At 73.5% G+C, this 14,677-nt stretch carries 13 protein-coding genes; 7 read left to right on the top strand and 6 right to left on the bottom strand.

The features are described from left to right. Positions 1-22 precede the first annotated feature (22 nt). Positions 23-685, top strand: coding sequence for a response regulator transcription factor (locus ACQPZF_RS05940; RefSeq protein ID WP_433269074.1), 663 nt, complete (start codon positions 23-25; stop codon positions 683-685). Further along, entirely contained in the window at positions 682-1,935 is a 1,254-nt protein-coding gene (locus ACQPZF_RS05935) for a sensor histidine kinase (RefSeq protein WP_433269072.1), read from the top strand. Before ACQPZF_RS05940 ends, ACQPZF_RS05935 begins: the two co-directional genes overlap by 4 nt. Here the strand turns inward: ACQPZF_RS05935 and ACQPZF_RS05930 are convergent. Further along, a complete protein-coding gene (locus ACQPZF_RS05930) occupies positions 1,922-2,353 on the bottom strand; it encodes a hypothetical protein (protein ID WP_433269070.1) in 432 nt (143 codons plus the stop codon). The genes ACQPZF_RS05935 and ACQPZF_RS05930 overlap by 14 nt on opposite strands. Before the next feature lie 233 nt (positions 2,354-2,586). On the opposite strand from ACQPZF_RS05930, the gene mycP reads away from it, so the two are divergent. After that, positions 2,587-3,864, top strand: coding sequence for a type VII secretion-associated serine protease mycosin (mycP, locus tag ACQPZF_RS05925; protein ID WP_433269068.1), 1,278 nt, complete (start codon positions 2,587-2,589; stop codon positions 3,862-3,864). Between the two features lie 93 nt (positions 3,865-3,957). On the opposite strand, the gene ACQPZF_RS05920 is transcribed toward mycP, so the two are convergent. Next, the gene (locus ACQPZF_RS05920) at positions 3,958-4,251 is read right to left on the bottom strand and encodes a hypothetical protein (RefSeq protein WP_433269066.1); all 294 of its coding nucleotides are present in this window, start codon (positions 4,249-4,251) and stop codon (positions 3,958-3,960) included. Between the two features lie 21 nt (positions 4,252-4,272). Then, entirely contained in the window at positions 4,273-4,605 is a 333-nt protein-coding gene (locus ACQPZF_RS05915; RefSeq protein ID WP_433269064.1) for a WXG100 family type VII secretion target, read from the bottom strand. A gap of 195 nt (positions 4,606-4,800) precedes the next feature. Here ACQPZF_RS05915 and eccCa point away from each other — a divergent pair, with 195 nt between their 5' ends. The 4 genes from eccCa (at position 4,801) to ACQPZF_RS05895 (ending at position 11,996) form a co-directional block, all read left to right on the top strand. Beyond that, entirely contained in the window at positions 4,801-8,769 is a 3,969-nt protein-coding gene (eccCa, locus tag ACQPZF_RS05910; protein ID WP_433269063.1) for a type VII secretion protein EccCa, read from the top strand. A 122-nt stretch (positions 8,770-8,891) separates the two neighbouring features. Then, positions 8,892-9,287, top strand: coding sequence for a hypothetical protein (locus tag ACQPZF_RS05905; RefSeq protein WP_433269062.1), 396 nt, complete (start codon positions 8,892-8,894; stop codon positions 9,285-9,287). Positions 9,288-9,297: 10 nt separating this feature from the next. Then, the gene (locus ACQPZF_RS05900; protein ID WP_433269060.1) at positions 9,298-10,413 is read left to right on the top strand and encodes a hypothetical protein; all 1,116 of its coding nucleotides are present in this window, start codon (positions 9,298-9,300) and stop codon (positions 10,411-10,413) included. Positions 10,414-10,526: 113 nt separating this feature from the next. Further along, a complete protein-coding gene (locus tag ACQPZF_RS05895) occupies positions 10,527-11,996 on the top strand; it encodes an MFS transporter (RefSeq protein WP_433269058.1) in 1,470 nt (489 codons plus the stop codon). A gap of 169 nt (positions 11,997-12,165) precedes the next feature. Here the strand turns inward: ACQPZF_RS05895 and ACQPZF_RS05890 are convergent, their stop codons facing one another. From ACQPZF_RS05890 to ACQPZF_RS05880, 3 genes are read right to left on the bottom strand one after another with little or no spacing between them, the layout of a single operon-like run. Then, positions 12,166-13,956 (bottom strand): ABC transporter ATP-binding protein, encoded by a 1,791-nt coding sequence (locus ACQPZF_RS05890; RefSeq protein WP_433269056.1) that lies wholly within the window; start codon positions 13,954-13,956, stop codon positions 12,166-12,168. Next, positions 13,953-14,402: a lasso peptide biosynthesis B2 protein gene (locus ACQPZF_RS05885; protein ID WP_433269054.1), complete on the bottom strand. Its 450-nt coding sequence runs from the start codon at positions 14,400-14,402 to the stop codon at positions 13,953-13,955. The genes ACQPZF_RS05890 and ACQPZF_RS05885 overlap by 4 nt, the downstream gene beginning before the upstream one ends. After that, positions 14,399-14,659, bottom strand: coding sequence for a lasso peptide biosynthesis PqqD family chaperone (locus ACQPZF_RS05880; protein WP_433269053.1), 261 nt, complete (start codon positions 14,657-14,659; stop codon positions 14,399-14,401). The genes ACQPZF_RS05885 and ACQPZF_RS05880 overlap by 4 nt, the downstream gene beginning before the upstream one ends. Positions 14,660-14,677: the final 18 nt, after the last annotated feature.

Below are 14,677 nucleotides of genomic sequence, written 5' to 3'. Positions count from 1 at the left end.
CGCCGGCACACATGAGGTTTCGATGACACGGGTGATGGTCGTCGAGGACGACGAGGACCTGCGGGTGGCGGTGGCCGCGAAGCTGCGCGCCGAGGGCCTGCGGGTCGACGCCGCGCACGACATCGCGACCGCCGACGACGCGCTGCGCGGCGGCCACTACGACTGCGTGGTGTTCGACCGGATGCTGCCCGACGGCGACGCGATCGACTACGTGCGCGCCCGCCGCCTCCAGGGCTGGGGCGTGCCGGTGCTGTTCCTCACCGCGCGGGACAGCCTCGCCGACCGGGTGGCCGGGTTCGAGCACGGCGGAGACGACTACCTGGTCAAGCCGTTCTCGGTGGCCGAGCTGTCGGCCCGGGTGGCGAACCTGTGCCGCCGGTCCGGCGGGCGGCCGTCGGTGCTTCGGCACGCGGACCTGGAGATGGACTGCGCCCGGCGCGAGGTGCGCCGGGACGGCGTGCTGCTCACCTTGTCGGACAAGGAGTTCGCGGTGTTGGAGTACCTCTTGGCCCGCGCCGACCACGCGGTGGGGCGGGCGGAGCTGATCGAGCACTGCTGGGACTCCGGCGCCGACCCCATGTCCAACGTGGTGGACGTGGTGGTCAAGCGGCTGCGCCGCAAGCTGCGCGAGCCGGAGCTGATCCACACCCTGCGCGGGCGCGGCTACCTGCTGGGCACGCCGTGACCGGCTCCTCCTCCGCCGACCGGCTGCGCAGGCTGCGCTGGGTGCTGACCGCGCTGTTCACCGTCACCAACACCATCGCGCTGGTGGCCTTCGCGTGGTGGGTGGTCCAGGACGACGCCGAGCAGGCCCTGGCGCGCACCGACGCCGAGCTGCACCGCGTCACGTCGGCGGTGAGCAGGCTGGTGAGCTACGAGGAGGTCGTGAACTTCAGCCTGGTCAACACCGACGAGCTGAACGACGGCTGCCCGCAGTTCGCGATCATGCCCGGCGGCGCGCCCGCGTTCCAGGCGCACGTGTCCAGGCGGACCTGCGTGCCGATGGACAACGCGGTGCTCAGCGCGCTGGCCTCGGCCGCCGTGCGCGGCGACCGGATCGTCACCGGCTACCAGCGGGGCGCCGGCGGCCAACTCGTCCGGGTGCGGGTGGAGCCCCTGCTCAACCGGGACCGAAAGCACATCGGCGCGGTGGTCGCGGTCGCCGACACCGGCCCCCGGCAGCGGGAGCACAACCGCCTGGTGCTGCTGGTGATCGGCGGCTGCGTGGTGCTGGTCGGCGGCCTGGGCGTGGCCGGTCACGTGTTGTCCGGCCGCGCGATCCGGCCCGCGACGGCCGCGTTGCAACAGCAGGAAGTGCTGCTCGCGGAGACCGCGCACGACCTGCGCACCCCGGTGGCCGCACTGCGCGCCCTCGCCGAGACCGCGCTGGACAACCCCACCCAACGGGCCGACCTGCTGCCGCGCACGGTGCGGCTGGCGGCCCGGATGGGCGGGATCATCGACGGGCTGCTGGTCCGCGCCCGGCTCGCGGCGGGCGTCGAACAGCTCGCCATCCAGCCGGTGTGGCTCGACCAGTTGGTGACCGGGGTCGTCGAGGAGACGCCGACCGAGGGCGCGCAGGTCACCGTGACCGCCGCGCCGACCAAGGTGCACGCCGACCCGGCCCTGCTCCAGCGGGCCATCGGGAACCTGCTCGGCAACGCCCTGCGGTACGGGCGGCTGCCCGGCGAGCAGGCGATCGTGCACATCACCGTGGCCGGCGGCACCGTCACCGTGGCCGACCACGGACCCGGCATCGACGCCACCCTCGCCGAAAACGCGTTCGACCGGTTCTCCAGCACCGGCGGGTCCTCCGGGCTCGGGCTGTCCATCGTCCGCTGGGTGGCCCAGGCGCACGGCGGCAGGCTCGCCGTCTACAACGCCGACGAAGGCGGCGCGATCTTCGAGCTGACCCTGCCGGTCAGCGCACCGTGAACCGTTGCCACGGCGGCAGGTCGACCCACCCGCCGTCGAGCTGGTAGGCCAGGTAGTAGGTGTAGGAGCCGGGCGCGGGGAACCGGCGCGACGACTCGACCTCCCGGGGCGCCGTGCCGAGTTCGACGTCCACCAGTTCGGGGAAGTCGTGGAACGTGCCCGCCTCGTCGCGGACCCGGACCGCCAACCTGGGCAGGACCACGACCCGGTCCGCGCTGATCGTGGCGCGGACGACGACCTTGCCGCCGGCGGCGGGCGTGGCGGGTTCGACGGAGAGACGGCCGGCGATGGTCACGTCACCCGCCGACGGGTCGACGGGGATCAGGTCGGGCTCATTCAGCCGGGACAGCACGACTACCGCCGACACGACCAGCACCAGGGCGGCGGCAGCCCACAGCAGCCGGGAACGCGTCGACATGCGCCGTACGGTACGTCCACCCGCCACGAGCCGGACAGGACGCCTTCCGGCCGACACACGCCACCTCACGCCCGCCGACGCCTCCGGCCGTTGCACGCCACCTCACGCCCGTCCGACGGGACAAGGCGCCTTCCGGCCCATGCACGCCACTTCACGCCCGCCCGACGACATGGCGTGGCCACTTGCGGCCACCCGGGCGCTGGGCTCTCGGGTCCGTCGGAGGATGGCGGGCGATGAGACGACATCGCGCGTTCGCGGTCGCCGCCGTGCTGGCCGCGACGGCTTTCCAGGTCATCGGCACGGCGAACGCCGCGCCGCCCGCCGGCGCATGCCACGACCCGCTGCCCGCACACCCGAGGGTGCACGAGGAACCGTGGGCGCAACAACTCCTGGACCCGCGGCGGGTGTGGCCGCGCAGCAAGGGCGCGGGCGTGCTGGTCGCGGTGGTGGACTCCGGGGTGGACGCCGACCACCCGCAGCTCGGCCGGGCCGGGAAGGTGCGCGGGGGCCGGGACTTCGTGCGGCCCGGTGGGTCGCCGGGCGCGTTCGACTGCGTGTCGCACGGCACCGGCGTGGCGGGCATCATCGCCGCCGACCCCGTGCCCGACGTCGGTTTCCACGGCATCGCGCCGGACGCGGCGATCCTGCCGGTGCGGATCAGCGAACGGGACGTCGGCGACCGGGGCGAGTCGCTGCGGATCGACCCGCAGGTGCTCGCCGACGGCATCCGCTACGCGGTGGACGAGGGCGCGAAGGTGGTCAACCTGTCGCTCGCGGGCTACGACGACCAGCCCGCCGTCCGGGACGCGGTGGCGTACGCCGTGGCCAAGGACGCGCTGGTGGTGGCCGCCGCGGGCAACGGCCAGCGGGACGACGCCGTCGAGCTGCCGTCCTACCCGGCGGCGTACGACGGCGTGCTCGGGGTCGGCGCGGTGGACATCGACGGCGCGCGGATGTCCGGCTCCCAGGTCGGCCGGTACGTGGACATCGTCGCGCCGGGGGCCAAGGTGCTGGCCGCCACCAGGGTCGACGGCCACACCTACGTGGACGGCACCAGCTTCGCCGTGCCGTTCGTGTCCGCGACGGCGGCGCTCGTGCGCGCCGCCTGGCCGCGGCTCACCGCGCCCGAGGTCGCCCGACGGCTGGTCGCGACGGCGGACCCGGCCCGCGGCGGGCGGCACAGCACCGCGTACGGAGCCGGCCTGGTCGACCCGTACCGGGCGGTGACCGACGGGCTCGACCCGGAACGGCCGGCGGCGCTGCCGTCGCACGTCGCGGCACCGCCGGACCAGGCGGCACTCGACCGGGCGGAGTGGTTGCGGCACACCGGGACCACGGCGAAGTGGGCGACCGCGGCCGTGCTCGGCGCGCTCGTGCCCGCCGTCCTGTTCGCGGCGGTCCGGGCGCGCGGTCGCCGGCGCGGGTGGCGACCGGGCTGGGCGGCCACCCTGCCGGACCGGCCGGCCGCGGTCGAACCGCCCGAGCAAACCTTCCTGATCCCCGAACGCTGACACCCGCCATCCAAAAACCCCGACGACAACCGACAACCCGAACAGCGGAGAGCCCCGACGCTACGGCGCGCCGGGGCTCTCCGCTGTTCGGCATCACATCGCGACGGTGCGCCTGGCCTGGGCGAGGGCGTCCATCATGAGCTGCTGCGCGGTGTCGGTCGCCTTGGCTTCCTGCACCAGCGCCTGGTCGTGCTGGTCGGCGTGCTTCGACCACATCCCCTGGGTCGTGTTCAGCTCGCTGCCCGCCTCGTCGGTGAAGTACGAGCCGGAGGCGTCCTGCACGAACTTGTACTGCTGCGCGCCGGTGTCGATGTTGCGGCTCACCGTGGAGTTCATCGCACCCACCGCGCCGGCGATGGCGTCGAACACCATACGAACTTCGGTCATGGTCCGTCCTTCCGAGAGGTGTCAGCCGTTGATTACCGAGGCGACGCCGTAGCTGACGCCGCCCACCACGTGGTGGCTGTCCGAGTCGACCGCCGCGTAGAGGTTGGCCACCGTGCGGGTGTCGTCCCCCTGCGCCTGGAGCATGTTGGTGAGCTTCTGGCTGTCACCGAGCCGGGCATCCTCGACCGCGGCGAACGCGGTGTGCGACGTCCCGGTCCAACTCGACCCGGCAAGCTGGGCGTTGTGGTTCCCCAGCGCCGTGCTGTTGGCGTTGATCTCTTCGGCGTGGGCGACGGTGTTGTTCGACAGCCGGAGAAGGCTGTCGGTGTCGCCGTGGAGAAAGCTGCCGGCCATGGGCACTCCCTTCCTGGAGGTGGTTCCGACTAGACGGCTCCCGAACGCAAGCTATGGCGGGCCACCCCCGTTCCGGGCCCGTCGGCACGTTCCTGCCAAGCGAGCCCTGCCGACACATGCGCCCCGCACGAGCCCGGTCGGCACGTTCCTGCCACCCCGTGCACGGAGCGGCTCCGGTCGCGAACCATCGCCTCCGTGGCGACTGTCGTGGTGAAGAGACCGGACCGCAGGCCCGCGCCGGAGATGCCGGCCGGCGAGCTGATCCTGCAACCGCCGCCGGAGATCCCGCCCCCGCCGGCGCGCCAGTGGCTGCAACTGCTCATGGTGCTGCCGATGGTCGCCATGATGGCGGCGATGATGCTGATGTTCTCCGGCTCGCTCAACGGGCACATCCGCTTCGTCATCTACGGCCTGATGGGTGTCGGGATGCTCGGCATGGTGGTGATGGGCCTCCTCCAGGGCGGCGGGCCGAGCAAACGGGAGATGGGCCACGCCCGGCGCAAGTACCTGCGGCACCTCGCCCAGCACCGGCTGCGGCTGCGGCGTGCGGTGCGCCGGCAGCGGGCCGTGCTGGAGTACCTGCACCCGGAGCCGTCCGCGCTGTGGTCGCTGGCCGCGAGCCACCGGCTGTGGGAGCGGCGCAAGGACGACCCCGACTTCGGCGTGGCCCGGATCGGCCGCGGCGCGCAGAGCCCGGCGACCGCGCTGGTGACGCCCGACACCAAGCCACTGGAGGAGCTGGAGCCGCTGTCCGCGCTCGCGTTGCGGCGGTTCATCACCACGTTCGCCGCCGTCGGCCGGCTGCCGGTCGCGATCGCGGTCACCGGGTTCAGCCGGGTCTACCTGCGCGGCGACCGGGACGCGGCGCTCGGCACGGCACGCGCCGTCGTGGCCCAGCTCGCCACCCTCCAGTCACCGGACGACCTGCGGGTCGCGGTGTGCGTCGGCGAGGAGCGCCGCGCCGACTGGGAGTGGGTGAAGTGGCTGCCGCACGCGTTGCACCCGGAACGCTCCGACGCGCTCGGACCGCTCCGGCTGGTGGCGGCGACCGTGCCGGCGCTGGAGTCGATGCTGGAGGAGGAGCTGGCGAAGCGCCCCAGGTTCGACCCGGAGGTGGACACCCGCTCGGCGGGGCCGCACCTGGTGGTGGTGCTGGACGGCGGTTCGGTCGCGGGTTCCGGCCACCTGACGACCGGTGGCGGGGTCGAGGGCGTGACCGTGCTGGACCTGACCACGCCGCCACCCAGGGTGCTGGACCGCGCCACGGTGGTGCTGGACGTGGCGGCGGACGGCGACCTCGTCGCCGAGACCCACGACGGCCACGCCCACCTCGGCCGCGCGGACGCCCTCGGCCCGGCCGCCGCCGAGGGCCTGGCCCGGCAGCTCGCGCCGCTGCGGCTGACGGCGGGTCGGCGCGGCGCGGCGCCGATGACCACCGAGCTGGGCCTCGGCGAGCTGCTGGAGCTGGGCGACCCGTACCTGTTCGACCCGGCCGACACGTGGGCGCCGAGGCCGAACCGGGACCGGCTGCGGGTCCGGATCGGCATCCGGGCGGACGGCGTGCCGATCGAGATCGACCTCAAGGAGTCCGCGCAGGACGGCATGGGGCCGCACGGCCTGCTTATCGGCGCGACCGGCTCCGGCAAGTCGGAGCTGCTGCGCACCCTGGTGCTGGCGCTGGCCGTCACGCACCCGCCGAACTCGCTGAACTTCGCGCTGGTGGACTTCAAGGGCGGCGCGACGTTCACCCGCCTGGACGCGCTGCCGCACACCAGCGCGGTGATCACCAACCTCGCCGACGAGCTGCACCTGGTCGACCGGATGACCGACGCGATCAACGGCGAGCTGATCCGCCGCCAGGAGCTGCTGCGCGCGGCCGGGAACTTCTCGTCGCTGCGCGACTACGAGAAGGCCCGCGCGGCTGGCGCGCCGCTGCCCGAGGTGCCGACGCTGCTGGTGATCTGCGACGAGTTCTCCGAGCTGCTGTCCGCGAAGCCGGACTTCATCGACATGTTCGTCCAGATCGGACGGGTGGGCCGGTCGCTGGGCGTGCACCTCCTCCTTGCCTCGCAACGGCTTGAGGAAGGCCGGTTGCGCGGCCTGGAGACGCACCTGTCGTACCGGATCGGCCTGCGGACGTTCTCCGAGCTGGAGAGCCGGGCGGTGCTCGGGGTGCCCGACGCGTTCCAGCTACCGCGTGCGCCGGGCCACGGGTTCCTCAAGGTCGGCACCGACCCGATGGACCGGTTCCGCGCCGCCTACGTGTCCGGTGTGCACCAACGCCACACCGGCACGGGCGCCACAGCGTCCATTGTGGACAAACTGGTGTTGCGGGAGTACACGACTTCCTACGTCGCGGCGGAACTGGACGCCGAGGACGAGGAGGACACCGAAGAGGACCAGGAGAACGCGGTCGGCGAGACGCTGGTGGACATCCTGGTCGACCGGCTCACCGGCAAGGGCACGCCCGCGCACCAGGTGTGGCTGCCGCCGCTGGCGGACTCGCCGACGCTGGACCGGTTGCTGCCCGGCCTGGGGGTCCACCCCGAACGCGGCCTGACCGCCGGCGGGGCCGAGGCGGCCGGCGCGCTGCGGCCGGTGCTCGGCGTGGTGGACCGGCCGTTCGAGCAGCGGCGCGACCCCCTCGTGCTGGACCTGGCGGGCGCGGCCGGGCACGTGCTCGTGCTGGGCGCGCCGCAGACCGGCAAGAGCACCGCGCTGCGCACGCTGATCACGTCCCTCGCGCTGACCCACACGCCGCGCGAGGCGCAGTTCTACTGCCTGGACTTCGGCGGCGGCGCGCTGGCGTCCGTCGCGGACCTGCCGCACGTCGGCGGCGTGTCCGGCCGGTTGGCCACCGGAGCCGTCCGCCGCACGGTCGCCGAGGTGGCTGCGGTGCTGGCCCAGCGGGAGCGGATGTTCGCCGAGCACGGCATCGACGGCATCGCGACGTACCGGCGGCTGCGGGCCGAGGGCAAGTTCGCCGACAGCCCTTACGGCGACGTGTTCCTCGTGATCGACGGCTGGCAGACGTTGCGCAGCGACTTCGACGACCTGGAGGAGGCGGTCGGTGACATCGCCGCCCGCGGCCTGTCCTACGGCGTGCACGTGGTGGCGAGCGCGGCGCGCTCGTTCGACTTGCGGATGAACGTCCGGGACCTGTTCGGCAGTCGGCTGGAGCTGCGGATCGGCGACCCGATCGACTCGTTCATCGACCGCCGGGCCGCGATGAGCGTGCCCGCCGACGCGCCCGGCCGGGGCATCTCGATGACCGCGCACCAGACACTGGTCGCCCTGCCGCGCATCGACGGCTCCCCGCGTGCCGACGACGTCACGGACGGCGTCCGCGCGCTGGTCGAGGCGGTCCGCGCGGCGTGGCCGGGCGAGCCCGCGCCGTCCGTGCGGCTGCTGCCGGGGGTGTTCCCGTTCGCGGAACTGCCCGCCGCCGATGCGGTGACCGGCCCCGACGCGGGCCTCGCGGTGGGCATCCACGAGCACGACCTGTCCCCGCTGCGGCTCGACTTCGCCGCCGACCCGCACTTCTTCCTGCTGGCCGACACCCAGTCCGGCAAGACGTCGTTCCTGCGCGTGCTGGCCCGCCGGATCTGCGCCGCCTACGCCCCGGAACAGGCGCGCATCGTGCTCGTGGACCACCGCCGCGGGCTGCTCGGCGAGGTCGGCGAGCAGCACCTGCTCGGCTACGGCACCAACGACACGCACAGCCGGGGCCTGCTCGCCGAGGTGGCGGAGGCGATGACCGCGCGGCTGCCCGGCCCGGCCGTCACGCCCGAGCAGTTGCGGGCCCGGAACTGGTGGCAGGGCCCGGAGATCTTCGTGCTGGTGGACGACTACGACATGGTGGCCACGCACAAGGACCACCCGCTGATGCCGCTGCTGCCCCTGGCCGCGCAGGGCGCGGACATCGGTCTGCACGTCGTGCTCGCCCGCCGCTCCGGCGGTGCCGGCCGGGGCCTGTTCGAACCGTTCCTGGGACGCCTGAGGGAAGTCGGCACGCCCGGCTTGATGATGTCCGGCGACCGTGACGAGGGGCCGCTGCTCGGCGGTATGCGCGCGCAGGTGCTGCCACCCGGCCGGGGCTGGCTGGTGGACCGGCGCGGGCACAAGGGCCTCGTCCAGCTCGCCTGGCTGCCGCCGCGCGAGTAGCCGGCCGGTTCCTGTCGTGACCGGTTTCGCGGATCACGGAAGTGCTTGTCTCTGGGGGAAAAGCCGGGCGGCACGGCCGACGGGGCTGTCCCGCCACCACCGGGACACCGAGGAGGGGGCGTATGACCACCGACAAGATCGACGGCGACACCGCCGCGATGAGCCTGTTCTCCCAACAGCTCAGCGCACCCCCGCTGCCGCCTTCGCTGGCGCGGCTGGGCACTCCGCCGAACTTGAGCGGACTGTTCGAGGGCATGGCGATGACGTTGCTGGACAAGGCCGCCACCGCCGAGGTGGCCGCGTACCTGACGAAGGTGACCGAGGAGTTCGTCACCTACAGGCAGAAGGTCGGCACGGCCGCGGCGACCTACACGGCGGCCGACGTGACCGCGGTCGCGGGACTCGTGTCCGCGGGCGCCCAACTCGCGCAACAGGGACTGGGCATGGCGCAGCAGGTGGCCGGCCCCACCGGACAGCCACCGACCGACGAGGACCACGACCCGCAGCACGCTGCCTGAGGAGCCACCAATGGCCGTCCCCTACAACGTCATCCCCATCGAGACGCACCTGGCCATGATCGCGGCCGAGCAGGCGAACGTGCCCGTCCTGGTGGACGCGGCGAAGATGTGGACCGAAGTGCGCACGTGGATCGAGTCCGCCCGGGTCGAACTGCACACCCGGGCGCACAACCTGGCCCCGCACTGGCGCGACGAGGCGGGGCGCGAGCTGGAGGAGAAGTTCCAGCGCTCCGACGCCGAGCTGAAGATGTGGGGCGAGCGCATCGACGGCGCACAGGTGGTCGAGACGCTCACCACCCTGGCCACCGCGATCCCGCAGGCGTTCCAGACCGTGACCGGCCTCTACCAGGCATACCTGGCGGCCATCTCGAACCCGTTCACCGCGGCGGCGGCCCCAGGGTTCCAACAGGCGTCGGGCACCCAGCTCACCGCTCTGGGCGCGCAGTTCGACATGTCGATGCTGAAAGTGTGCGCGGCGGCGGGGATCAAGTCACCCGGCGACGTCCTGCCCGAGGTCGAGGAGACGGGCACGCCCGCCGAGACCATGGAGGCGGCCACGGCGACGATGGGCGCCCTGTCGTCACTGCAAGGCCTGGCGTCCGCGGCAGGCGCCGGCTCGAACCTGCCCATGCCCGAAATCCCCGACCTGCCCACCACGGACGGCCCGTCGCTGGCGGGTGTCACGTCGACCCTGCCGCCCCCGGTCACCGGCGCGGGCTTCCACCCGACCGGTCTGCCCGGCGGCGGGGGCCTACCGGCGCTGTCCGGCCCGCCGGTGCCGATGGCCCTGCCGGGCACACCCGGCTCGACCGGCGGAGCGGGGCTGCCGCCGGCGAGGCCGGCTCCGTCGAAGCAGGCTGCGACCCGCGCGACGGCCACCGGCGCCGCGATGATCCCGCCGATGGTGCCGCCACCCCACGCGACCGGCGGCACGCCGCGCCCGACGTCGGCCCCGGAACACCGGGCGGGCAACTCCCGGACCACCCGACGAGCCGTGAACGGGACCGACGGCGTGCCGAGCGCACTGCGCGGCAGGTCGGCCAAGCCCGCCACGTCGTCCTTCACCTTCCCCCGACACCCCGAGCCACTGGACGAAGACCTCTGGCAAACCCCCGCCACCCGTTGACGGCGGGCACGTGACGCGACGAGCCTCGACCCCCGGGTTGAGGCTTTTCGCGTCCGTCCACCCCGGACACGGCGAAAAGTCTCCGGAGTCGGTTCAACGACACCATTGAGGGTATGAATCTCGCCGATCACCAGAAGACCGCCGCGAAACCCGGCGGAGGCCCCGACCCGAGTCCGCCCTGGCGTGAACTGCTGGGATCGCGACACGGTGGGGCGGCGATCGTGCTGGCGGCCGGGGTGCTCGTCGGAGCGGTCAACATCTACCTGGCGGCGAGCCTGCTGCCGACGGCCGTGGCCGAACTCGGCGGCGAGCGCTTCTACGCGTGGAACATGACGATCTACCTGGTGGCCATGGTGGTCGCGACGATGCTCGTCAGCCGCGTCCTCGGCCGCTGGGGGAACGTCGGGGCGTATCTGATCGGCTTCTCGGTGTTCCTGGCCGGCTCGCTGGTGTGCGCGGTGAGCCCGGCGATGCCGGTGCTGCTGGCCGGTCGCGGCGTGCAGGGCGTCGGCGCGGGTCTGTTGTCTGGCCTGGGTTTCGCCGTGATCCGCTCGGCCCTGCCGCGCAAGCTGTGGACGCGCGGCAACGCGCTGATGTCGGCGATGTACGGGATCGGCAACTTCGTCGGCCCGGCGCTGGGCGGCCTGTTCGCCCAACTCGGCCCGTGGCGGCTGGCGTTCGCGGTGATGGCGGTCATCGCGGCGGTGTGCGGCGCGCTCGTGCCCCGCGTGCTGCCGCGTGACGGGCGCAGCGGGGCGCGGACCCCGATCCCGTTGGTGTCGCTGCTGTTCGTCACGGCCGCCACGATGGCCGTCAGCGTGTCGGGTGTGCTGCCCGGCACGCCCGCGAAGGCCGCCGGCGTCGTGGTGGCGCTGCTGCTGCTCGTCGGACTCGTCGCCCACGAGCGACGCGGCCGGCACCGGGTGTTCCCCCGCACGACCTACCAGGTGGGCTCGTCGCTGAAGTGGATCTACCTGACCATCGGGCTGCTGGCGTTCGGCGTGGCCGTGGAATCGTTCCTGCCGCTGTTCGGCCAAGAACTCGGCGGACTGCCCCCGCTGGCGGCCGGCTTCTTCGCCGCCGCCATCTCCCTGGGCTGGGCGGCGAGCCAGTTGCTCAGCTCCTCGGCGACCGGGGCGCGCACGATCCGGCGGCTGTGCGCCATCGGCCCCGCGCTGCTGGCGCTGGGCTTCCTCGTCCAGGGACTGCTGCAACGCGAGAGCGCGCCCATCTTGCTGGTGCTCGCCTGGCTCCCGGTGCTGTTCGTCGCCGGGGCGGGCATCGGGTTGGCCTACCCGCACCTGTCGGTGGCCGCGATGGGCAGCACGGCCGATCCCGAGGAGGGGAAGCAGGCAGCCGCCGCGGTCGCCACCGTGACGACGCTGTCCATCGCGTTCGGCACGGCGGTGGCCGGGGCCCTGGTCAACCTGGGCGGCCAGTCGACCCTCGACGCGGCGCGCTACCTGCTGTTCGGCTTCGCGGCCATCTGTGCCCTCGGCATCGCCACCGCCCGCGCGGCGAACCGCCCGGCCCGACCCGAGCCGTCCCGCGACCCGGCCGGCAGCCCGTCAGACACCTCCTGACGCCACAGCAGGCCGGCTCGGCGAACACCTCCCGCGCATCCCGCCGCCGGTCGCCGGTCGCCGGTCGCCGATCGCCGGTCGCCGGTCGCCGGTCGCCGGACAGCCTGGCCTCGCTGCCGAACCCGCGGCTCCACACCACGGACCGCCGCGGGTCGGTCGGCGAGGGACCTCAGGCGGAAGGGTCTCGGAAGATGGGGATCTCCTGCGCCACCTCTTCGTACGGCCCGATCGCCGTGACCCGCCCGCCGTCGAGCGCGACCACGGTGTCGGAGAGGCGCACGGTGGTGCCGCGGTGCGCGATCACCAGCAGCGCGCACTCCGTGGAGACCTGCTCGATGGTCCGGGCGAAGGCCGCTTCGTTGACGGCGTCGAGGTGGGCGGTCGGCTCGTCCAGCAGGAGCAGGCCGGGGCGCGGCAGCAGGGCGCGGGCCATGGCCAGGCGCTGGCGCTCACCGCCGGAGATCATGCCGCCGTGCTCGCCGACCTGGGTCTCCAGGCCGTCGGGCAGCCGGTCGACCAGCCCGGTCAGGTTGGTCATGGCCAGGACGCGGTGGATCTGGTCCTCGGGCGCGTCGGGCACGGCGTAGGCGATGTTCTCGCGCAGCGAGCCGTGCAGGATCGGGGAGGTCTGCTCGACCAGGCCGATGCGCGCCCGCGCCTGCGCGATGGTCAGGTCGGCGTGCAGGTCGTGCCCGTCCAGCAGGATGGTGCCCCGGTCTGGGTCGTAGAAGCGCTCGACCAGCGCGAAGATCGTGGACTTGCCGGCGCCGGACCCGCCGACGAGCGCGACGTGGCCGTGGTGCGGGACGGTGAACGACACGCCGCGCAGCACGGGCCGGTCGGGCTGGTAGCTGAACCAGACGTCGCGCAGTTCGAGCGCGGGGCGCGGCGCGTCGGTCGGACCCGTGGTGGTCACGGGGCCCCGGCGCGGGCCGGGACGGTCGGTCTCGACCGGGAGTTCGACCACGTCGTGGACCCGCTGGAGCGCGGCCAGTCCTTTTTGGAGGGTGGCGACCAGTTCGAAGAGGCCGGCCGCGGGCATCGCGATGTAGCTGACGTAGAGCAGGAAGGCCACCAGCTCGGCGAGCGTGAGGTGGCCGTTCGCGACCCGCGCGCCGCCGACCACCAGCACCACGATGAGGGAGCCGTGCGCGGACAGCGTCACCGCCGGCCCGGAGATCGAGTCCAGCCGCGCCGACCTCAGGTTCTGCTCGTAGCTGGTCCGGGCGCAGGCCCCGATCCGGTCCTTCTCGCGGTCCTCGGCCCGCATCGCCCGGACGGTGCGGATGGCGGTCAGGGCGCGTTCGAGTTCGGCGGACATCCTGCCCAGGTTGTCCTGCGCGCTCTCGGTGGCGCTGCGGATGCCGCTGAGCACGAACAGCGTGACACCGCCGATCCCGCCGACCACGACCGCGACGATGAGGAACAGCAGCGGGTCGAGCCACACCATCGCCGCCAGCCCGCCGACGACGATGAAGATGCCCGACGACATGTCGACCAGGTCGTAGGCGATGGCGTCGCGCAGGAGGGTGGTGTCACTGGTGGTGCGGGACAGCAGGTCGCCGACGCGGTGCCGGTCGTAGACGCGCATGGGCAGCCGCAGCAGGCGGTCGATGAGGCGGAGCCGCAGGCCGAGGACCACGCTCTCGCCGGAGCGCTCCAGCCAGTACCGCCCGAACGTGTCGACCACCGCTTCCGCCACGAACATGACCGCGAGCAGCACCAGCAGCCACGAGATCGCGCCGCCGCCGGTGACGGTCTCGATGGTGCGCATCGCCACCAGCGGCTGGACCAGGCCCAGCCCGGCGCCGACGAGGGTGAGCACCAGGGCGATCGCGATGGACTTGCGGTGGCCGCGAGTCGCGGCGAGCAGTTGGCGGAAGCCGATCCGGGTCCGCACGGTTTCGTCCGGCACTGGCGTCGGTCCGGCGGTGTGGTGACGCGGCGCGACGACAGTCATCCGCGGTGTTCCTGCTTCTCGGTCGAGCGCGGCGTGGGCTGGACGGTCATCATGACGTGCAGGTGCTCCGTGCCGGGCGGCTCCCCGACCGGGCGGCCCTCGGCCTCCACCCAGGCGTGCGCGCCGAACGGGGCGGTGCGCACCCCGACCCGCCAGGTCGGCCACGTCCCGCGCAGCCGGCACAGCAGGGCGGTGGCGATGGAACGCGGCAGGCAGCCGGGCCCCGCGCACCGGAGGCTGACCGCGACCACCGTGTCCCGCGCGGACTTCGCCTCGGCGTGGCTCGCCGGGCGGGCCCGGCCGCTCACGACGGCCAACGTGGACCGGATCCACCGCGGCGGCAGCTTGGCCAGGACCCTGGCCACGACCGTGACCACCCAGCAGACGACCCGCCGGCCGACGCCCAGCCCCTCGGGTTTCCCCGGCAGCGCGACCGGGCTGCTCACCGGCGCACCGCCAGCCCCGTCGAGCACAGGTGCTCCACGACCTCGGCGACGTCCACGCCCACGGTGGCCGAGTCGGCGTCCGCGCCGGCCAGCAGCAGCCGGACGGCCGCCTCCTGGTCACCGCCTTCGAGGAGGGTGTGCAGCACGACGGAACCCGTGGCGTTGAGCTGCCAGTACCGGCCGGTGCGCTCGTCCAGCAGCACCGCGCCGTCCTCGGTGGTCGTCATGGACACGTGCTCGGCAAGGCGCAGGGTCATCCGGGTGCTCCCGTCACG

It is taken from the genome of Actinosynnema sp. CS-041913, from assembly GCF_050942485.1.
Taxonomy (GTDB): Bacteria; Actinomycetota; Actinomycetes; order Mycobacteriales; family Pseudonocardiaceae; genus Actinosynnema.
The sequence above is the reverse complement of the archived record's forward strand: the minus strand, read 5'-3'. Positions and strand labels throughout refer to the sequence as shown.